We start from the raw sequence: 18,687 nt of genomic DNA on the forward strand, positions 1-18,687 counted from the left end.
GCTACTTTTTCTGAGTTAAGAGATTCTGATGTCCGACAATGCGCAACTTAATGGTCTATGCGACCGTTTTCGTGGGTTTTATCCTGTAGTCATCGATGTGGAAACTGCCGGATTCAATGCCAAAACGGATGCCCTGCTCGAAATAGCGGCAATTACGTTGAAAATGGATGAGCAAGGCTGGCTGATGCCGGACACCACGTTACACTTCCACGTTGAGCCGTTCGAAGGCGCCAACCTCGAACCGGAAGCGCTGGCGTTTAACGGTATCGATCCCAATAATCCGCTGCGCGGCGCGGTGAGCGAATATGATGCTCTGCATGCCATCTTCAAAATGGTACGTAAAGGCATGAAAGACAGCGATTGTAACCGCGCGATTATGGTGGCGCACAACGCCACTTTCGATCACAGCTTTATGATGGCCGCCGCCGATCGCGCCTCGCTTAAGCGCAATCCGTTCCATCCCTTCGTCACCTTCGACACCGCTGCGCTGAGCGGGCTGGCGCTGGGACAGACGGTATTATCTAAAGCCTGCACCGCCGCCGGTATGAATTTCGACAGCAGCCAGGCCCACTCTGCCCTGTACGATACCGAGCAGACGGCGCTCCTGTTTTGTGAAATCGTTAACCGCTGGAAGCGCCTGGGCGGCTGGCCGCTGCCCATCGCGGCTGACGAGTAGCGGCATAAAAAAAGCGACCCTCGGGTCGCTTTTTTGTTTCAGTACCTGTTAGCCGATTACTCAGCTTTCGGCTCTTCCGCATATTTCGCTGCGGTTTCTTTGATCAGCGGCTGCAGTTCGCCACGCTGATACATTTCAATGATGATGTCGCAACCGCCGACCAGCTCGCCGTCAACCCACAGCTGCGGGAAAGTCGGCCAGTTGGCGTATTTTGGCAGTTCCGCACGAATGTCCGGGTTCTGCAGGATATCAACATAAGCAAAGCGCTCGCCGCAGGCGGACAGTGCCTGAACGGCCTGCGCGGAGAAACCACAGCTTGGCAGCTTCGGGGAACCTTTCATGTACAGCAGGATCGGGTTTTCAGCGATCTGGCGCTGAATTTTTTCAATTGTTTCGCTCATTGTCTTGCTTCCTCAAACTTCTTTTTACGGCAGTAGTGCGCCATTGTAGCGTTTTGCGGCCTGAACAGAAAATAACATTTTATTCACGCCTTACTATTTTATCGTCTGATGGGTAAAGTTGCCTTATCAATATGTGTTTATCGACAGACAGATGAAAAACCTGCTCATTTTTTAACAGAAGCTGTATCAAATGATGTTTTTTTTTGCACTTGCTAACGAAACAGCGTTTTAGAGTGAAAAACACTATTAACATTTCGTGTTTTTATGGATTAGAATCGTTGAGTTTTGTAAACCATACCCAGGCAAGGATATTTAGCCTGCATACTCAGAGGGTTGTTCAGTGGCGCAGATAAAAAAATGGTCGTTCACGCTCTGTGCATTGTTGTTTACATCATTATCCTTCACGCCGTTGGCGCATGCTACAGGGCATGCCAAAACGCCCACGGCGCAAAAGTCGCTTCCGGTGAAAGGCAGCGAACGTAAGAAAAAGAATACGGTTAACAAATCCAACACCAAGAAAAAAACCACCACCACCGTTGCTAAGAAAAAATCTACACCGGTTGTCGCTAAAAAAGCGGCCCCGACTTCTCGCAAAACCGCCGCAACGAAAACCACGAAAACCCGCGCTGTGAAAACCGCCAACGTGGTGACCACCTGTAAGACGACGCGTAAAGGCCATAAGAAAACCTGCACCACCAGCCCGGTAGAAACACAACCCACCACGATTGCACAAGCGCATAAGGTTCGTGTCCAGAAAGCGCAGAAAACCGCGATGAACAAGCTGATGGGCCAGTTGGGAAAACCTTACCGCTGGGGAGGAAACTCGCCGCGTACGGGCTTCGATTGCAGTGGGCTGGTTTACTATGCGTATAAAGACCTGGTGAATATCCGTATTCCCCGTACCGCAAACGAAATGTACCACTTACGCGATGCCCGCCCGGTTAACCGTAGCGAGCTGGAAAGCGGCGATTTAGTCTTTTTCCGCACTCAGGGCCGCGGCACCGCCGATCACGTCGGCGTATACGTCGGTAATGGCAAATTTATTCAGTCGCCGCGTACCGGTCAGGACATCCAGATCACATCGCTCAGCGAAGATTACTGGGTCCGCCATTATGTTGGTGCCCGCCGCGTGGTGACCCCGAAGACCATTCGTTAATCATTTGCCCCGTTTGTTAATAAACGGGGTAAGCTTATCTTTTCTCTCACCTTTTAATTTGCTACTCTATCCCTACTCAATACAGGGTTATTGAGAGTACACAATAATAAAAGGAGAGTAGCAATGTCGTTCGAATTACCTGCATTACCGTATGCCAAAGACGCTCTTGTTCCACATATCTCCGTGGAAACGCTCGAGTATCATTATGGTAAACACCACCAGACTTACGTCACCAACCTGAACAACATGATCAAAGGCACCGCGTTTGAAGGTAAAACGCTGGAAGAGATCGTGCGCTCTTCTGAAGGCGGCGTGTTCAATAACGCCGCTCAGGTCTGGAACCACACTTTCTACTGGCACTGCCTGGCGCCAAATGCCGGTGGCGAACCGACCGGTGCTGTCGCTGAAGCCATTAATAAATCCTTCGGCAGCTTCGCAGAATTCAAAGCGCAGTTTACCGATGCCGCAGTGAAAAACTTCGGCGCAGGCTGGACCTGGCTTGTGAAGAAAGCGGACGGTTCTCTGGCTATCGTGTCGACCTCTAACGCGGGCACCCCGCTGACGACCGACGCCAAGCCGTTGCTGACCGTAGACGTGTGGGAACATGCTTACTATATCGACTACCGCAACGCGCGTCCGAACTATCTGGAGCACTTCTGGGCTCTGGTAAACTGGGCATTCGTCGCTGATAATCTGGCAGCGTAAGCAGCAAAAAACCCCGCGTTGCAGCGCTTCGCGGGGGTGACTAAGTGACGCAGAAGGTGACGCCTTCTGCGTTTTTGTTTTACTGGCTGGCGAACGCCTCTTCACCGTGACGACGGCCGCTCAGGAAAACCACCAGCAGGGCCAGCGCGGCGACAATCGCCCCCATCACCGGTACAAAGCTGTAGCCCAGTCCGCCGGAAATCACCGCGCCACCGGCCACCGCACCTAATGCGTTACCAAGATTAAACGCCCCAATATTGACCGAGGACGACAGCCCCGGCGCTTCGTGCGCGACGCGCATAACACGCATCTGCAACGGTGGTACCACGGCGAAGGTTGCTGCCCCCCACACCACCATGCTAAACGCGGCGCCGACCTGCGTTTGCGCAAGGAACGGAATGGCCAGCATGATTGCCATTAACAACAGCAGGAATCCCTTGAGCGTGCCGCTGACTGAGCGGTCGGCAAACTTGCCACCGAGGTAGTTACCGATAGAGAACCCAACGCCAATCAACACCAACATCAACGTAATGAAGCCCGGCGTCGCATCGGCGATCGTGCGCAGCACCGGTGAAATATAGGTGTAGAGCGTAAACATCGCGCCAGCACCGAGTACGGTAGTCAACAGTGCGGAAAGCACCTGTGGGCGCACCAGCACCGACAATTCACGTTTCACGTCAGGTTTTTCACCCGCCCCGCCCTTCGGCAATGACAACCATAGACCGATAATGGCGATAATTCCCAGTCCTGCAGTCGCCAGGAACGACATGCGCCAGCCAATTGTTTCTCCCAGCCAGGTTGCCGCCGGTACGCCGCCAATATTGGCGATCGTCAGGCCCATAAACATCGTCGCGACCGCGCTGGCCTGCTTATGCTTCGGCACGACGCTTGCCGCCACAACCGACCCCAGGCCGAAGAACGCGCCGTGGTTCAGGCTGGTAATAATGCGCGACAGCATTAAGGTGGTGTAGTCCGGCGAGATAGCCGATAGCACGTTGCCAAGCGTAAAAATAGCCATCAGAAAGATCAGCGCGTTACGGCGCGCGCGATGAGAAAGCAGCAGCGTCATCAGCGGCGCGCCGACCATCACCCCAACCGCATAGGCGCTAATCAGCATACCGGCAGCAGGAATCGAGACGTCAACGCCCTTTGCAATGACCGGCAGTAAACCCATCGGCGAGAATTCGGTGGTCCCTATGCCAAAAGCGCCAATGGCCAGCGCGAGTAAGGGAAAATTGATTTTCATGCAAAAGCTCCAGGTGGCCGCACGACAGACGCGGCATGGCAATTTAGGGCAAAAGCATGACATCAATCACAGAAAAACAGAAGTGTACAAAACAGCAAAAGATTATTGCTAATTTGATAACAATCAGACATGAGGGCGCGGGCGCCCCCTCATGGAAGAATTAATGCAGAACAGCGGTAAGTCCAGCGGCGACGATCAGACCCAGCACAATAACGGTCGTGGTGAGCGACATCTTAAGTTCGGTACTCATCAATTTTTCTCCTTTTTATGACCACAGTAAAACTGAGCTCACTCATTTTTGCACAGATAATCGTAAAAATCTTCACAGATTTAGCAGGATGTTGGTTTTTGCTCTTCCACTTTGCGTCCGGATACGTCAAAATTCGACGCTTATTTATAAGCGTACCGGCCATTGACCCCCTCCTGTCGTCCTGTATCGTTTTCCTGGCGAACCGCAATCCACAAAATTGCGTCAGGGTGTATAAAGGCAAACGTTTTCGTTTCGAGTTTATCAGGGGCAGGCCAGGGTCTGGAGTGAGATGGAATGGCAACAATTAAAGATGTAGCGAAGCGCGCAAACGTTTCCACTACAACCGTATCACATGTAATTAACAAAACGCGTTTTGTCGCCGAAGAGACGCGGGAAGCGGTGTGGGCAGCGATCAAAGAACTGCACTATTCACCGAGCGCCGTTGCCCGTAGCCTGAAAGTCAACCACACCAAATCAATTGGTTTGCTGGCAACCAGCAGCGAAGCGGCCTACTTTGCTGAGATTATCGAAGCCGTTGAGAAAAACTGCTTCCAGAAAGGCTATACCCTGATTCTTGGCAACGCATGGAACAACCTCGAGAAACAGCGTGCTTATCTGTCAATGATGGCGCAAAAACGCGTTGATGGCCTGCTGGTGATGTGTTCCGAATATCCGGAATCCCTGCTCTCAATGCTGGAAGAGTATCGCCATATTCCAATGGTGGTGATGGACTGGGGCGAAGCCAAAGCCGACTTTACCGACTCGGTCATCGATAATGCTTTCGAAGGCGGCTATATGGCTGGTCGTTACTTGATTGAACGCGGGCATCGCGATATTGGCGTCATTCCAGGCCCGCTGGAGCGTAACACCGGTGCAGGTCGCCTCGCCGGCTTTATGAAAGCCATGGAAGAAGCGCAAATCAATGTTCCGGCAAACTGGATAGTCCAGGGTGACTTCGAGCCGGAGTCTGGCTATCGCGCTATGCAGCAAATTCTCTCTCAGCACCCGCGCCCTACCGCAATCTTCTGCGGCGGCGACATCATGGCGATGGGCGCGCTTTGCGCCGCCGACGAGATGGGGCTGCGCGTGCCGCAGGATATTTCGCTGATCGGGTATGATAACGTGCGTAACTCTCGTTTCTTTACCCCGGCGCTGACCACCATCCATCAGCCGAAAGATTCGCTCGGTGAGACGGCCTTCAACATGCTCATGGATCGCATCGTCAGCAAGCGCGAAGAGTCGCAGTCGATTGAGGTGCATCCGCGCCTGATCGAGCGACGCTCCGTGGCCGACGGCCCTTATCGCGATTACCGTCGTTAAGGGTTAACTGTGGGCGTCCTGAAGGGGCGTCCGCAGCCACTCTTCATTTAGCGTTTCGCTATCTCCCAAATACTCCAGCAGCCAGCTTAATGCCGGCGACGCTTCGCTCTGTTGCCAGGTCAGACAACAGGCCGCATCCGGGAACGGGTTCTCCAGTTCCAGCGCTACCCACTCCCCGGTTTCCAGCCACGGCTGCGCCAGATGCCCTGGGACCATCGCCGCACAGAGCCCTGCTGAAATACAGGTTTCCGACGACGACCAGTCCGGCACCACCACCCTTTTCTGGTTATCAAGCAGCCAGGTCGTTCGCTTGGGTAGCGATCGCGACGTATCTTCCCGCACCAGCGACGGCCAGTTGCGCAGCACGTCATCGCTCAGCGGCCCGTCCATTTTTGCTAGCGGATGTGAACTGGCTACCACGCAGTGCCAGTTGAGCATCCCCATGTCACGAAAGGCAAAGCGCCCCCCTACCGGTATTGCCTGCGTCGCGCCAATCGCCAGCTCCACGCGACCATCCGCCAGCGCGTCCCAGACGCCGTTGAAGACTTCCTGGTAGACAATCAGTTCGACGTCGCTGAAGTGGCGATAAAAATCGACAATCAGTTGGCGGGTACGCTGTGGCTTGACAATATTATCAACAGCAATCGCCAGCTGGCCGCGCCAGCCGTTAGCAATCTGCTGACATTGCTGACGGGTGATCTGCATTTTTTTGATAACAGAACGGCCTTCTTTCAGGAACCATGCTCCAGCGGGCGTTAATTCAACATCCCGATGGCGACGCTCAAACAACGGCACCGCCAGCCATTCTTCAAGCTGTCGCACCGTATAGCTTACCGCAGAGGGCACCCGGTGTAGCTCCTGTGCCGCGGCGCTAAAGCTACCATTGCGTGCAACCGCATCCACCACTTCCAGCGAATATTCAGACCACATTTCCTGCCTACAAAAAATTTGAATCCATGGCTCAAATATTAGCGTTTCACAACCGCGAATGCACTCTCTACACTCGGCGGCACAGTGTGAACTACGATAAAAAGGGCGATTTATGCAACCTGGGAAAGGATTTTTAGTCTGGCTCGCGGGACTGAGCGTGCTGGGCTTTCTGGCGACCGATATGTACCTACCGGCGTTTGCCGCCATTCAGCAAGACCTGCAAACGCCGGCTTCCGCCGTCAGCGCAAGTCTCAGTCTGTTCCTTGCGGGCTTCGCCGTGGCGCAATTGCTGTGGGGCCCCTTGTCCGATCGCTATGGCCGAAAACCGATCCTGCTGAGCGGTTTGACCATTTTTGCCATCGGCTGCCTTGGAATGCTGTGGGTCCGCGATGGTACCACCCTGCTGGTGCTGCGCTTCGTACAGGCGGTTGGCGTTTGTGCCGCCGCGGTGACCTGGCAAGCCATGGTCACCGACTATTATCCCGCTCATCGCACCAACCGTATTTTTGCGACCATTATGCCGCTGGTCGGCCTGTCGCCTGCGCTTGCGCCGCTGCTCGGCAGCTGGCTGCTGGCCCACTTTGATTGGCAGGCCATCTTCGCGACGCTGTTCATCATTACCCTGGTATTGATGCTGCCAGCGCTGCGTCTGAAGCCTGCCCACAATAAAAATGTCGCCAGTGAAGAGAAGCTCACGTTTATTCGTCTGCTGCGCAGTAAGGACTACCGCGGCAACGTGCTGATTTACGCCGCCTGCTCCGCCAGCTTTTTTGCCTGGCTGACCGGTTCGCCATTTATTCTGCATGAAATGGGCTACAGCCCGACGGTGATTGGTCTGAGCTATGTACCGCAAACCATCGCCTTTCTGATTGGCGGCTATGGCTGTCGCGCGGCGCTGCAAAAATGGCAGGGTAGCCAAATGTTACCGTGGCTGCTGGTGCTCTTCGCGCTCAGCGTCATCGGAACCTGGGCTGTCGGCCTCGCTGAAGGCGTCTCCCTGACCGCGCTGTTGATTCCCTTCTGCATCATGGCGACCGCCAACGGCGCGATTTATCCGATTGTCGTTGCGCAGGCGCTGAAGCCTTTTCCACAGGCGACGGGTCGTGCAGCCGCGCTGCAGAACACGTTGCAGTTGGGGCTGTGCTTCCTGGCAAGCCTGGCGGTCTCAACGCTGATTGTCACCCCACTGCTCACCACCACCAGCGTGATGCTGGTTACCGTGATTCTCGCGGGACTGGGCTATCGCATGCAGCTATCCGCTCGTCGTGCTGAACTTCAAAATGAGCACGCGGGTTCCCACGCCTAAACATCACTCATATCAATGCCATAAGAAATGATTAGGGCGCTAAGTTTTTAGTTGAATCAATACACTTAGCGTCCTATACTGGATCGGCATCACATAATTAATATACATTGAACATATTAGGCGGGAGCAGGATTGCTTCCCGTTGAACCATGGATTGGTTTTCGGCAAGGGGTTCTTCCCTTCCTCTGTGCTACGTCGGATAGCAGGCTCACGAATCTTTCGTGACATTTCTCACAAACCAGTAAAAAGCGTCTACGCTGTTTTAAGGTTCTGATCATCAGGTCGGGATGGAGAAGCTATGAGCTCATCGTGTATAGAAGAAGTAAGTGTACCGGACGACGACTGGTATCGTATCGTTAGCGAGCTGCTAAACCGAGCAGGTATTGAAATCAATGGCAATGCCTCCTGCGATATTCAAGTCAGAAATCCGCGTCTTTTCAAACGTGTTTTACAAGAAGGTTCGTTAGGTCTTGGCGAAAGTTATATGGACGGTTGGTGGGAATGCGATCGTCTCGATATCTTCTTCGACAAGGTGCTGCGTGCCGGGTTAGAAAACCAGCTCCCACACAATTTCAAAGATACGCTGCGCGTTGCCGGCGCTCGTCTGTTTAACCTCCAGAGCCGCAGACGCGCCTGGCAGGTTGGTAAAGAACACTACGACCTCGGCAACGATCTTTTCAGCCGGATGCTCGATTCGTTTATGCAGTATTCCTGCGGCTACTGGAAAGAAGCGAAAACGCTGGAAGAAGCCCAACAGGCCAAACTCGACCTCATCTGCCAGAAACTGCAGCTGAAGCCGGGAATGCGCGTGCTGGATATCGGCTGCGGCTGGGGCGGCCTGGCGGCCTTTATGGCGAAAAACTACGGGGTTAGCGTCAAAGGGGTGACCATTTCCGCCGAACAGCAGAAAATGGCGCAAGCACGCTGCGAAGGGCTGGATGTGGAGATTCTGCTTCAGGATTACCGCGACCTGAACGACCAGTTCGACCGTATCGTCTCCGTTGGGATGTTCGAACACGTGGGTCCGAAGAACTACGACACCTATTTTAACGTCGTCGACCGCAACCTGAAGCCCGACGGTCTGTTCTTACTGCACACCATTGGTTCGAAGAAAACCGATAACAACGTCGATCCGTGGATCAACAAATACATCTTTCCGAATGGCTGTTTACCCTCAGTTCGCCAGATTGCCGTCGCCAGCGAGCCCCACTTTGTGATGGAAGACTGGCATAACTTCGGCGCTGACTACGATACCACGCTGATGGCCTGGTACGAGCGTTTCCTGGCCTGCTGGCCGGAAATCGCGGACAACTATTCTGAACGATTCAAGCGGATGTTTAGCTACTATCTCAACGCCTGTGCGGGTGCGTTCCGCGCGCGAGATATTCAGCTATGGCAGGTGATGTTCTCACGTGGCGTCGAGAGTGGTTTGCGCGTCGCTCGCTAGTCGCTTCGCGTCTGCGCCGCATCGGCGCAGACGCTTTTATTCCCTTTCACCGTTTCGGCAATAGCCAATACAGCGATCTATCCAGCGCAGCATCCCTTCCTGACGTTCAATCGCGCCTTCCAGCACGATAAAATCACCAAAACGGTCACTATTCAGCGGCGGCACTTGCGGATATTGCTCCATGGTTTTTTGCAGCACGTGAAGCCGCTCCAGGTGCTGCATCCGCTGATTTTCCAGCAGATGAATACGGGTGGGTAGATCCAGATAGCTGGAAAAGTACATCCGTACGCGAAACACGTCCTTCGCCGTTTTCTCTATCGGCTCATCTTTATGCAGCCACTGCATCAACGCCTGATGCCCCGCGTTGGTGATGCTGTACTTCTTTTTCTCCAGAATATCACCGCTGATCTCAATATCGTAGGTCACCAGTCCATCGCTGAACATGCTCTTCAACTCACCGTAAATCTGGCTATGTTTAGCATGCCAGAATTTGGCTAATTCATGATTAAACGCTTTGCTGATGTCATAACCGGTCATCGGCGTCCGGTTCAACAAGCCAAGGATGGCATAGGTTAATACTTTCATTCTGACCTACCTGTTTTTTTTCCTGCCGAGTATACCACGTTGCGCAGGCATATCCTTTTCGACAACCATGAAAAAACAAACATGTAAATATTGACATGTTTGTTTGTATTGATTAGCGTCACTGACAATGAATCCCCACCCAGGTTGTTAATAACATATTGATTTGGTTAAAAATTAAATAACTTACAGTTAAGGATAAAAAATGGATTACTCAAGGAAACGGTGGTGGATCCTCACTGCCAGCTGCTTTATCAATCTCTGCGTCGGCTCGATGTACGCCTGGAGCATTTTCGCCTCACCGATGGCGGAATACCTCTCCAGCCTGCACGGCAGCGTCATCACTTCGGCGAATCTCGCGATTGTCTTTGTGGTCTGTAACTCGGTCGGCCCTATCACCATGATCACCGGTGGTAAAATTAACGACACATTGGGCCCAAAGCTGGTGATTTTTATCGGTGGACTGATGTTTGGCGGCGGTATGATTCTCTGCGGTTATGCCACCGAAATCAGCCATCTGGTATGGACCTACGGTATTCTCACCGGTCTGGGCCTCGGCATGGTTTACGGGGCGACAATCAGTACCTCAATCAAGTTTTTCCCGGATAAACGCGGCTTCGTCGGCGGCATCACCACCGCGTTGTTTGGTATCAGCTCGGTCATTATTCCCCCTATTGCCGCATTAATTACCGCCGAAGCGGGTATCCTCGCCGCCTTTAAAATTATTGGTCTGACCTTCGCGATTATCGTCTGCGCCTGCGCTTTCGTGATGGACAAATGCCCGGATGGCTATACTCCTCCAGGCTGGCAGGCGCCTCAGAGTGCAAAGACCGGGAGCCCAAGCTCCGACAAAAACTGGCGGCAAATGCTGTGCTCCCCCAACTTCTATCTCATGCTGGCAATGCTAACCTGCGGCGCCGTTGCCGGTCTGATGTGTATTTCGCTCGCATCACCGCTGGCAAGGATGATGATAGGTATGTCCATCGCCGCCGCCACCCTGGCAGTCTCCGTTCTGGCGCTGTTTAACGTTCTGGGGCGAGTCCTCGCCGGGGTAATCTCCGACAAAATTGGCCGCATCAATACGTTAATGCTGGCCTGCGTACTCTCCCTGGCAGGTCTCTACTCGCTGTATCTTGCCGGTCCTGGCGATAGCGAACTGTTTTACATCGGCATCTCGATAATCGGCCTGTGCTTCGGCGCATTTATGGGCGTCTTTCCTGGCTTCACCGCCGACCAGTTCGGCGCGCGCTTCAACAGCGTCAATTTCGGGATTATGTTTTGCGGTTTCGCCATCGCAGGCTACGTCGGCCCGACGATCATGAGCGCCACCTTCGCCAGCAACCACAGCTACAAAGCCGCATTCCCTATCGGCATGGCCTTTAGCGTTGCCGCCCTGCTGCTGGCGCTTATCTTCCGCGCGACCAACAAACACGCACTGTCTCAATAAGTTTCGGAGAAGACATTATGTCTAACACACGCAAATACCCACATCTCTGTCAGCCCATTAAAATCGGCAACGTCTATTTCCGTAACCGGATGTTCGGCGCGCCGATGGGCGGCACCGATATTACCGCCGACTGCACCATCGGCCCCGCCTCCACGGCCTTCTATGAAAACCGCGCCAAAGGTGGCGTGGCAAACGTCACCGTCAGCGAGCTGGTTGTGCACCCGAAAACCGAAGGTTCACATATGTTTCATCTTGACCTGCAAACACCGGGGTCGCTTGCCAGCTTTACCTATACCGCTGACGCGATTCGCCGCCATGGCGCGATTGCCAGCGTGGAACTTTCGCATTCGGGCCAATACGCAGGTACCTATCTGACGGACAAAAATCAGAAAGAAGGTCTTTATCAATGGGGGCCAAGTCAAGGTACACGGCCTGACGGGCGTGAAGTACACGAGCTAACGGAGGCCCTAATCGCCGAGATTATCGAAGCCTACGGCGAGAAAGCGGCGCTGGCTAAACGCGCCGGGTTCGAAATGGTGATGGTACATGGCGGCCACGGCTGGCTTATCAACCAGTTCCTTTCGCCATGGTTTAATAAACGGACCGATGGCTATGGCGGCTCGCGTGAAAATCGCGTACGTTTCGCCATTGAAGTACTGCAAAGCGTGCGCCGCGCGGTGGGTGACGGTTTCCCTATCGAGTTTCGCATGAGCGGCTCTGAGCTTTTTGACGGCGGCTACGACCTGGCTGAAGGGATTGAAATCGCCAAACTGCTGGAATCCCACGTCGATATCCTGCACGTCTCCGCCGGTACCTATCAGCGTGGCTTTGGGCTGACTCACCCGTCGATGTTCCTGCCACATGGCAGCAACGTCTATCTGGCCGCTGAAATTAAGAAACACGTCAGCGTGCCGGTCGCTACGGTCGGCGGCCTTAACGATCCGCAGATGATGGAAGAGATTATCGCCTCCGGTAAGGCCGATATTGTCGAGATGGCGCGCGCGCTGCTTGCCGACCCAGCACTGCCGAATAAAGTGATGGCCAACCAGGATGATACCATTATTCGTTGCCTGCGCTGCTTTACCTGCATGGCGGAACGCGCAGAAACATCAACCCGCCGCTGCACCGTTAACCCACTGATTGGCCGTGAACGGGATGGACTTGAGATCCCTCGCGCGCCGCAACGTAAAAAAGTGCTAGTAGTTGGTGCGGGTCCCGGCGGTCTGCAGGCGGCATGGACCGCTGCTCGCCGCGGTCACGACGTGGTGCTGTGCGAACAAAATAGTGAGGTAGGCGGTATTCTTATTGGCGAACAGGCCATCCCGTTTAAATACGAGATGTACCAGCTTGGTGAAACGCTCGGCAAACTTTGTGCCGCCGCAGGTGTGGATATTCGCCTGAATACGCAGGTCACGCCAGAACTTGCCGACAGTATCCGCCCCGACGCGCTGATTATCGCCGCAGGCTCAGAAGCCAACGTTCCGCCGATTGCGGGCATCCATAACCGCAACGTGGTGCTAATCAATGACTACCATCACCATCAGGGCGAGATCGCTGATGAGGTTGTTGTGCTCGGCGGCGGGCTAGCAGGATGCGAGGTCGCGATTCATCTGGCGCGTCAGCATAAGCGGGTTAAACTGGTTGAAATGAACACCCAGCTATCGCCCGATGCCAATATTCGCCACCGTCCGCTGCTGCTGGCAGAAATCGAAAAGTCTGGAATTGCTGTCTATACCCAGCACCGCGCGCTATCGATTCACGACGACGGCGTAGAATGTGAAAACGCACGCGGAGAGCAGGTAAAAATTACTGGGAAATCGGTAATTTGCGCACTCGGGCAGCGTCCACGTCATGAAACAATTGAGGCGCTGCGTGACTGCGCGCCGTGGGTGGCGCAAGTGGGTGACTGCGTGAAGGTGTCGACTATCACCACGGCCATTTATCAAGGTCACCACGCGGCTATGGACGTATAGAGGAAAATGCCCGGCGCGGCCTGCGTCGGGCATTCTTTTAGATTATTCCGCGACGACCTGTTGCACAGCCGCTTCTTTTGCCGCCATCACGCGCTCTACGGTATCGACTACCGCCTGAGTTTGCGGGTCAATCTCGATATTCACACGGTCGCCAAGACGTTTTTTGCCAAGCGTAGTCCGTTCCAGCGTTTCCGGAATCAGGTGCACGCAGAAACGAGTCGCCGTCACTTCCCCTACCGTCAGGCTAATGCCATCAATACCGATAAAACCTTTATACAGGACATATTTCATCAGCGATGGGTCCTGGATTTTGAACCAGATCTGCTTGTTGTTTTCCGAGGTCAGAATTTTCGCGACTTCAGCGGTAGTCATAATATGACCCGACATTAAGTGGCCGCCAATTTCATCGCTGAATTTCGCCGCTCGCTCAACGTTAACCAGATCGCCTACCTTTACATCGCCCAGGTTGGTAATGCGCAGCGTCTCTTTCATCAAGTCGAAGCTAATCTGGTCGCCATTGATTTCCGTGACCGTTAAGCAGCAGCCGTTGTGTGCCACCGAGGCACCGGTTTCCAGACCAGACAGCATATGTTCCGGCAGCGCCACGACGTGGGTGCGGAAGTTAGGTTTTTCATCAATGGACACGATTTTTGCCGTGCCCTGCACAATACCAGTGAACATATCGTTAACTCCTGTTAATCATCGTACCGGTATCGCTACCGGTTCATCTGCTACGCACAATAGCAGTTGATAAAACAGGTTGCCACCTTCCGCGGCACGCCCCCTTTTTTTTGACTAGATTAATAGCAAATCCTCGCTACAATACCGGAGTAATTCCTCTATTTATTCTTCTTGCTGCCGGTTAAGGCGGCTTATCTGTCTCCCGTGCCCGCGTACGGCGAGAATAAATAACAACAATACAGGTGTTCACGTGCAGAAGTATTTTAGCGAAGCGCGTCAGTTATTAGCTCTGGCTATCCCGGTTATCCTTGCGCAGGTGGCCCAAACGGCAATGGGTTTTGTCGATACGGTCATGGCCGGCGGCTACAGCGCCACCGACATGGCCGCCGTGGCTATTGGTACCTCTATCTGGCTGCCGGCCATTCTTTTCGGCCATGGTCTGCTGCTGGCGCTGACGCCGGTTATTGCCCAGCTTAATGGTTCCGGTCGCCGCGAACGCGTCGCGTTACAGGTTCGCCAGGGGTTCTGGCTGGCCGGTTTTGTCTCGGTGTTGATTATGGTGGTGCTGTGGAACGCTGGCCATATCATTCGCGCGATGCATAACATCGACCCGGCGCTGGCGGATAAAGCCGTTGGCTACCTGCGCGCACTGCTTTGGGGGGCGCCGGGCTATCTTTGCTTCCAGGTGGCGCGTAACCAGTGTGAAGGGCTGGCGAAAACAAAACCCGGTATGGTCATGGGCTTTATCGGCCTGCTGGTGAATATTCCGGTTAACTACATCTTTATTTACGGTCATTTCGGCATGCCGGAGCTGGGCGGCGTGGGCTGCGGCGTGGCGACCGCATCGGTTTACTGGGTGATGTTCTTTAGCATGCTCTACTACGTTCGCCATGCGGGTTCGATGCGCGATATTCGCCATAGTGGGCGTTTCAGCCGCCCGGATTTCGCCATTCTTAAGCGTCTGGCCACGCTGGGGCTGCCGATTGCGCTGGCGCTGTTCTTTGAAGTGACTCTGTTCGCAGTTGTCGCCCTGCTGGTGTCGCCGCTGGGGATCGTTGACGTTGCCGGTCACCAGATTGCGCTCAACTTCAGCTCGCTGATGTTCGTTCTGCCAATGTCGCTGGCGGCGGCAGTGACCATCCGCGTCGGCTTCCGTCTGGGCCAGGGTTCGACGCCTGACGCGCAGGTTTCGGCGCGTACCGGTCTGGGCGTTGGGGTGTGCATGGCCGTCTGTACGGCGGTATTCACTACCCTGATGCGTACCCACATCGCCTTGCTGTATAACGATAATCCCGAAGTCGTCACGCTGGCCGCCCAGTTGATGCTGCTGGCCGCGCTGTATCAGATTTCTGATTCAATCCAGGTTATCGGCAGCGGTATTTTGCGCGGTTATAAAGATACGCGCTCGATCTTCTTTATTACCTTTATCGCCTACTGGGTGCTGGGCCTGCCGTGCGGCTACGTGCTGGCGCTGACCGATCTGGTGGTTGAGCGTATGGGGCCGGCGGGGTTCTGGTGGGGCTTTATTATTGGTCTGACATCGGCGGCAGTAATGATGATGCTGAGAATGCGCTTCCTTCAGCGCCAACCGGCAGCGGTCATTCTGCAGCGCGCCGCGCGATAATAATGTGGCCAGCCCCCTCACCTTCTAAAGGTGGAGGGGGCGCTGCGTTTAGTGGTGAAGCATCTCATCCACCACCTGCTTTTTGCTCAACTGGTACGGGTAGTAAGTCGGCCAGTTGTCCATCTCTGTCAGCAAGGCTTCCTGAGAGGTGTTACCCATAAAGATATGGAAGTGGCTGGATTTTCGCGGCCCAATGATATGGTCGCTGAACTGCACGTATTTCGGTGCAGCGCTATTTGCGTCCTGGCATTCAAACAGATAGCGCACGCCCTTCTTGCCTGATGCATAGGTTAAGACTTTGTGCCCAGCGTAGCGATAATGACAGGCGCTGACCTTATCACCCACGTGAAACTCCATCACGCCGTTTTCAATACCGATCATATTGACGTCAGTTGCATAACCCGTGCGGTAATATTCCTTAATTTGCGCAAATGTTTTGTTTTTATCTTTCGCGGCTTTTTGCTTGAAAACCGGGTCAAGATCGCCGGAAAGCAGCAATGGATTCACCGACTCCCACATGCCATCCCAGTCTTCCAGCGGGCGATCTTTCACATCGGCAACGTCAAATATGCCTTCTGCCGCCTTCTGTTCCTTTTCCGACAGCGGCTGACCGTGATCGTGATGCCCATGAGACAGCGCCTGACCGCTTACCAGCAGCGTCCCCGCCACCAAAACCATTTTTCCCAGAAGTTTCACTCGCATTTATCCTTATCGTCCACATGAAGGTGAAAACGTTATAACATAACATTTTCAATTTCAATCCTCAGTCACAAAAAGGGTTGCGGATAAGATGCCGTAAGCAAAATAGCAGTGTCATAAAATCGAGGGAGATCAACGGAGTTTGATGAACCGCAGAAAAATGCAGCAGAGATGGGCAAAAGTTCTCCAGTCGGGTTAAATCACACATTTTCCGCTTGCCACAGCCCGCTGCTGCCGCTAATATTCGTCCCCGTTGCCGCAAGCAACAATGCGTTCGTAGCTCAGTTGGTTAGAGCACCACCTTGACATGGTGGGGGTCGTTGGTTCGAGTCCAATCGAACGCACCATTATGCGTTTATAGCTCAGTTGGTTAGAGCACCACCTTGACATGGTGGGGGTCGTTGGTTCGAGTCCAATTAAACGCACCATTACGCGTTCGTAGCTCAGTTGGTTAGAGCACCACCTTGACATGGTGGGGGTCGTTGGTTCGAGTCCAATCGAACGCACCATATCCCTTCGATATGGCGCTTTTCTTCTCTCTCTTCTGCTAATCAATCTTACAGTTTTGTTAATCGCTGTACGTTGATGCTATCCAGTTTTCCATCCAGAATCGCCAGAAAATCATCATGATAGGGCATCGCTACGTGCTTTTTCAGATCGGCTTCCGACTTCCAGCGCTCAATAAAAACAAACGACACACCGCCTTCATTTGCCAGTTCGCGGACATCGGGAATCGCCCGGCTTTCATGCAGATCGTACTGTAAGCACCCCGCTTCCTGATGCGTGAGAGGCACCATCGCCTGTGCAGCTTTTCTGATGGTATCGATATGTTCCTGGCGGGGCGTCAGGGTAGCAACAATCTTAACTTCGCTCATGTGAGATCCTTCGTGCGTCAATAACAAAATCGGGTGGTTTCACAGGAGAACCACCCGGATACCTGAACTATTGAGGCTAGCAACGTCGTCTCGATTACGCCAATCTATCTTTTATCAACGGGAAAGCCGCTAGCCTACCGCGGGTGGAGAAAAGCACTATTTTACCAGGGGCTGCTTTTTCTCGACATCTTTCAGGCCGCCTTCATTAACTGCGTTTTTATAGCCCATTTTTTGCAGCAGCGTTTCCGCTTTGCCTGACTGATTGCCGGTGTTGCAGTACAGATACAACGTGTCATTCTTATCCTGCGTCACTTCCCCAATACGTTCAGCTAACTGCTTAAGCGGAATATTCACCGCCCCCTGTACGTGCGTTTCCTGATACTGTTCCGGGGTGCGCACATCAATCCAGTGCTCCGCGGCCCAGGAGGCCGTAGAGGTCAGCAGTACAGCGCCAGCAAACAGCATATTTTTCAGTAATCGGGCTTGTTGAGACATGGTATTTCCTCGTTATTGAACGTTATATCGCATTATAGCCCTCTGTTTTGTATGGGATAGGCGCAATGCCAGGTAAAAAAGTGACCTTTGTCGTGGTTCCCCTCTTTTACCCTGTTGAACGCTTTAAACGGCTTCATTGAGATACTGCGCCAGTACCGTACGAGCATGAGTCGCGATATCGGGCGTACATTTTTCCGCCAGCACAGCGACAAAAGCGTGGAATTGTTCCGGCGTGATGCCGTTATTACGGCTGATGGCATAGTGGCTTTTCAACTGGCTCTCCGCCCCCGGTATCGCCGCCAGGGCTGAAATGGTCGCCAGCTCGCGGGCGGACCAGTCCAGTACATCGCGCTGGAAGATATCGCCAAACAGATGCGCTTTCAGGTACACATCTATGGCTGGCGCAAAATCAAATAGCGGACCGCTAACCGTCTGCCCCACCAGCCGCGTCTGATTTTCCGTCCCCGCCGTCAGGCTGTCCCAGTTTTCCATCGGCGGCGTCGCGGTTTTACCTTCTTCATCGACAATCCCCCGCGCCTGACGGTCATTGATGACTGACATAAAGCAGCCCAGCGCATTCAGGCTACGCGGGAAGCCGCAGTAGGCGTACAGCTGCACCAAAATCTCTTTGATTTCATTTACCGTTAACCCCGCGTCAAGCCCTTCATTCAGCGCAAGCGTCAGTCGGTTCATGTCGCCACGCGCGGTAAACGCCGCAATCGGGATCATCGCCTGTTGTTGATGAGTCAGTGGGTTTTGCATGGTATTGTCTCCGTGATGGGCGCCATCGCGCCCCTGAAAGCAGGTCAATAAGCACAGTATACTGAGCCGGTTTGCCCATGATTAGAGGGAGGAATCAGAACTGAGCTATGAT

At 53.7% G+C, this 18,687-nt stretch carries 19 protein-coding genes and 3 tRNA genes; 12 read left to right on the forward strand and 10 right to left on the reverse strand.

The window, feature by feature from the left end; all coding sequences use genetic code 11:
* The first annotated feature begins 28 nt into the window (after nt 1-28).
* Nucleotides 29-676, forward strand: coding sequence for a ribonuclease T (gene rnt, locus ABTW00_RS12435; protein WP_064545723.1), 648 nt, complete (start codon nt 29-31; stop codon nt 674-676).
* A 56-nt stretch (nt 677-732) separates the two neighbouring features.
* On the opposite strand, the gene ABTW00_RS12440 is transcribed toward rnt, so the two are convergent.
* Nucleotides 733-1,077 (reverse strand): Grx4 family monothiol glutaredoxin, encoded by a 345-nt coding sequence (locus ABTW00_RS12440; protein ID WP_035896299.1) that lies wholly within the window; start codon nt 1,075-1,077, stop codon nt 733-735.
* A 340-nt stretch (nt 1,078-1,417) separates the two neighbouring features.
* Between ABTW00_RS12440 and ABTW00_RS12445 the strand changes: the two genes are divergently transcribed.
* Together ABTW00_RS12445 and sodB are read left to right on the forward strand one after the other, a co-directional pair.
* Nucleotides 1,418-2,233 (forward strand): C40 family peptidase, encoded by an 816-nt coding sequence (locus ABTW00_RS12445; protein ID WP_064545724.1) that lies wholly within the window; start codon nt 1,418-1,420, stop codon nt 2,231-2,233.
* Between the two features lie 123 nt (nt 2,234-2,356).
* Nucleotides 2,357-2,938 carry a superoxide dismutase [Fe] gene (sodB, locus tag ABTW00_RS12450; RefSeq protein ID WP_065356909.1) on the forward strand — a complete coding sequence of 194 codons (582 nt, stop codon included), beginning with the start codon at nt 2,357-2,359 and terminating at the stop codon, nt 2,936-2,938.
* 79 nt (nt 2,939-3,017) lie between these two features.
* On the opposite strand, the gene ABTW00_RS12455 is transcribed toward sodB, so the two are convergent.
* Together ABTW00_RS12455 and ABTW00_RS12460 are read right to left on the reverse strand one after the other, a co-directional pair.
* Nucleotides 3,018-4,184 carry an MFS transporter gene (locus tag ABTW00_RS12455; RefSeq protein ID WP_064545728.1) on the reverse strand — a complete coding sequence of 389 codons (1,167 nt, stop codon included), beginning with the start codon at nt 4,182-4,184 and terminating at the stop codon, nt 3,018-3,020.
* 160 nt (nt 4,185-4,344) lie between these two features.
* Nucleotides 4,345-4,434 carry a YnhF family membrane protein gene (locus ABTW00_RS12460; RefSeq protein ID WP_100249952.1) on the reverse strand — a complete coding sequence of 30 codons (90 nt, stop codon included), beginning with the start codon at nt 4,432-4,434 and terminating at the stop codon, nt 4,345-4,347.
* Between the two features lie 294 nt (nt 4,435-4,728).
* On the opposite strand from ABTW00_RS12460, the gene purR reads away from it, so the two are divergent.
* Complete coding sequence (purR, locus tag ABTW00_RS12465) at nt 4,729-5,754, forward strand: HTH-type transcriptional repressor PurR (RefSeq protein ID WP_064545731.1); 1,026 nt, start codon at nt 4,729-4,731, stop codon at nt 5,752-5,754.
* 3 nt (nt 5,755-5,757) lie between these two features.
* On the opposite strand, the gene punR is transcribed toward purR, so the two are convergent.
* Entirely contained in the window at nt 5,758-6,684 is a 927-nt protein-coding gene (gene punR / locus ABTW00_RS12470; protein WP_064545733.1) for a DNA-binding transcriptional activator PunR, read from the reverse strand.
* 112 nt (nt 6,685-6,796) lie between these two features.
* On the opposite strand from punR, the gene punC reads away from it, so the two are divergent.
* Both punC and cfa read left to right on the forward strand, forming a co-directional pair.
* Complete coding sequence (gene punC / locus ABTW00_RS12475) at nt 6,797-7,990, forward strand: purine nucleoside transporter PunC (protein ID WP_065356908.1); 1,194 nt, start codon at nt 6,797-6,799, stop codon at nt 7,988-7,990.
* A 298-nt stretch (nt 7,991-8,288) separates the two neighbouring features.
* Nucleotides 8,289-9,437, forward strand: a complete 1,149-nt coding sequence (cfa, locus tag ABTW00_RS12480) for a cyclopropane fatty acyl phospholipid synthase (RefSeq protein ID WP_271447512.1) — start codon at nt 8,289-8,291, stop codon at nt 9,435-9,437.
* A gap of 36 nt (nt 9,438-9,473) precedes the next feature.
* On the opposite strand, the gene ABTW00_RS12485 is transcribed toward cfa, so the two are convergent.
* Nucleotides 9,474-10,022: a PadR family transcriptional regulator gene (locus tag ABTW00_RS12485; RefSeq protein ID WP_433635868.1), complete on the reverse strand. Its 549-nt coding sequence runs from the start codon at nt 10,020-10,022 to the stop codon at nt 9,474-9,476.
* A 202-nt stretch (nt 10,023-10,224) separates the two neighbouring features.
* Here ABTW00_RS12485 and ABTW00_RS12490 point away from each other — a divergent pair, with 202 nt between their 5' ends.
* On the forward strand, nt 10,225-11,466 hold the full coding sequence (locus tag ABTW00_RS12490) for an L-lactate MFS transporter (protein ID WP_433635869.1): 1,242 nt from the start codon (nt 10,225-10,227) through the stop codon (nt 11,464-11,466).
* Between the two features lie 17 nt (nt 11,467-11,483).
* The gene (locus tag ABTW00_RS12495) at nt 11,484-13,439 is read left to right on the forward strand and encodes an NAD(P)/FAD-dependent oxidoreductase (protein WP_271447514.1); all 1,956 of its coding nucleotides are present in this window, start codon (nt 11,484-11,486) and stop codon (nt 13,437-13,439) included.
* Nucleotides 13,440-13,481: 42 nt separating this feature from the next.
* Here ABTW00_RS12495 and ABTW00_RS12500 read toward each other — a convergent pair whose 3' ends face one another.
* The gene (locus ABTW00_RS12500) at nt 13,482-14,120 is read right to left on the reverse strand and encodes a riboflavin synthase (protein ID WP_065356904.1); all 639 of its coding nucleotides are present in this window, start codon (nt 14,118-14,120) and stop codon (nt 13,482-13,484) included.
* 250 nt (nt 14,121-14,370) lie between these two features.
* Between ABTW00_RS12500 and mdtK the strand changes: the two genes are divergently transcribed.
* Nucleotides 14,371-15,744: an MdtK family multidrug efflux MATE transporter gene (gene mdtK / locus ABTW00_RS12505; protein ID WP_065356903.1), complete on the forward strand. Its 1,374-nt coding sequence runs from the start codon at nt 14,371-14,373 to the stop codon at nt 15,742-15,744.
* 48 nt (nt 15,745-15,792) lie between these two features.
* On the opposite strand, the gene zinT is transcribed toward mdtK, so the two are convergent.
* Nucleotides 15,793-16,446 (reverse strand): metal-binding protein ZinT, encoded by a 654-nt coding sequence (gene zinT, locus ABTW00_RS12510; RefSeq protein ID WP_433635871.1) that lies wholly within the window; start codon nt 16,444-16,446, stop codon nt 15,793-15,795.
* A 267-nt stretch (nt 16,447-16,713) separates the two neighbouring features.
* On the opposite strand from zinT, the gene ABTW00_RS12515 reads away from it, so the two are divergent.
* From ABTW00_RS12515 to ABTW00_RS12525, 3 genes are all read left to right on the forward strand, one after another.
* Nucleotides 16,714-16,790, forward strand: a tRNA-Val gene (locus tag ABTW00_RS12515).
* Between the two features lie 4 nt (nt 16,791-16,794).
* Nucleotides 16,795-16,871, forward strand: a tRNA-Val gene (locus tag ABTW00_RS12520).
* A gap of 4 nt (nt 16,872-16,875) precedes the next feature.
* A tRNA-Val gene (locus tag ABTW00_RS12525) sits at nt 16,876-16,952 on the forward strand.
* A 48-nt stretch (nt 16,953-17,000) separates the two neighbouring features.
* Here the strand turns inward: ABTW00_RS12525 and ABTW00_RS12530 are convergent.
* The 3 genes from ABTW00_RS12530 to ABTW00_RS12540 form a co-directional block, all read right to left on the reverse strand.
* The gene (locus tag ABTW00_RS12530; protein ID WP_064545745.1) at nt 17,001-17,318 is read right to left on the reverse strand and encodes a putative quinol monooxygenase; all 318 of its coding nucleotides are present in this window, start codon (nt 17,316-17,318) and stop codon (nt 17,001-17,003) included.
* A gap of 156 nt (nt 17,319-17,474) precedes the next feature.
* On the reverse strand, nt 17,475-17,813 hold the full coding sequence (gene pspE, locus ABTW00_RS12535; protein ID WP_065358194.1) for a thiosulfate sulfurtransferase PspE: 339 nt from the start codon (nt 17,811-17,813) through the stop codon (nt 17,475-17,477).
* Between the two features lie 123 nt (nt 17,814-17,936).
* Nucleotides 17,937-18,575, reverse strand: coding sequence for a carboxymuconolactone decarboxylase family protein (locus ABTW00_RS12540; protein ID WP_416374500.1), 639 nt, complete (start codon nt 18,573-18,575; stop codon nt 17,937-17,939).
* Nucleotides 18,576-18,687: the final 112 nt, after the last annotated feature.

Origin of the sequence: Kluyvera georgiana (assembly GCF_050990895.1) — a bacterium.
GTDB lineage: Bacteria > Pseudomonadota > Gammaproteobacteria > Enterobacterales > Enterobacteriaceae > Kluyvera > Kluyvera georgiana.

Bases quoted from the DNA above. Each gene is read 5' to 3' on its own strand.
- pspE (WP_065358194.1), bottom strand. From the start codon at position 17,813: ATGTCTCAACAAGCCCGATTACTGAAAAATATGCTGTTTGCTGGCGCT.
- ABTW00_RS12455 (WP_064545728.1), bottom strand. From the start codon at position 4,184: ATGAAAATCAATTTTCCCTTACTCGCGCTGGCCATTGGCGCTTTTGGC.
- rnt (WP_064545723.1), top strand. From the start codon at position 29: ATGTCCGACAATGCGCAACTTAATGGTCTATGCGACCGTTTTCGTGGG.
- ABTW00_RS12530 (WP_064545745.1), bottom strand. From the start codon at position 17,318: ATGAGCGAAGTTAAGATTGTTGCTACCCTGACGCCCCGCCAGGAACAT.
- zinT (WP_433635871.1), bottom strand. From the start codon at position 16,446: ATGCGAGTGAAACTTCTGGGAAAAATGGTTTTGGTGGCGGGGACGCTG.
- ABTW00_RS12500 (WP_065356904.1), bottom strand. From the start codon at position 14,120: ATGTTCACTGGTATTGTGCAGGGCACGGCAAAAATCGTGTCCATTGAT.
- punC (WP_065356908.1), top strand. From the start codon at position 6,797: ATGCAACCTGGGAAAGGATTTTTAGTCTGGCTCGCGGGACTGAGCGTG.
- cfa (WP_271447512.1), top strand. From the start codon at position 8,289: ATGAGCTCATCGTGTATAGAAGAAGTAAGTGTACCGGACGACGACTGG.
- ABTW00_RS12495 (WP_271447514.1), top strand. From the start codon at position 11,484: ATGTCTAACACACGCAAATACCCACATCTCTGTCAGCCCATTAAAATC.
- ABTW00_RS12485 (WP_433635868.1), bottom strand. From the start codon at position 10,022: ATGAAAGTATTAACCTATGCCATCCTTGGCTTGTTGAACCGGACGCCG.
- purR (WP_064545731.1), top strand. From the start codon at position 4,729: ATGGCAACAATTAAAGATGTAGCGAAGCGCGCAAACGTTTCCACTACA.
- sodB (WP_065356909.1), top strand. From the start codon at position 2,357: ATGTCGTTCGAATTACCTGCATTACCGTATGCCAAAGACGCTCTTGTT.
- ABTW00_RS12490 (WP_433635869.1), top strand. From the start codon at position 10,225: ATGGATTACTCAAGGAAACGGTGGTGGATCCTCACTGCCAGCTGCTTT.
- punR (WP_064545733.1), bottom strand. From the start codon at position 6,684: ATGTGGTCTGAATATTCGCTGGAAGTGGTGGATGCGGTTGCACGCAAT.
- ABTW00_RS12460 (WP_100249952.1), bottom strand. From the start codon at position 4,434: ATGAGTACCGAACTTAAGATGTCGCTCACCACGACCGTTATTGTGCTG.
- ABTW00_RS12540 (WP_416374500.1), bottom strand. From the start codon at position 18,575: ATGCAAAACCCACTGACTCATCAACAACAGGCGATGATCCCGATTGCG.
- ABTW00_RS12440 (WP_035896299.1), bottom strand. From the start codon at position 1,077: ATGAGCGAAACAATTGAAAAAATTCAGCGCCAGATCGCTGAAAACCCG.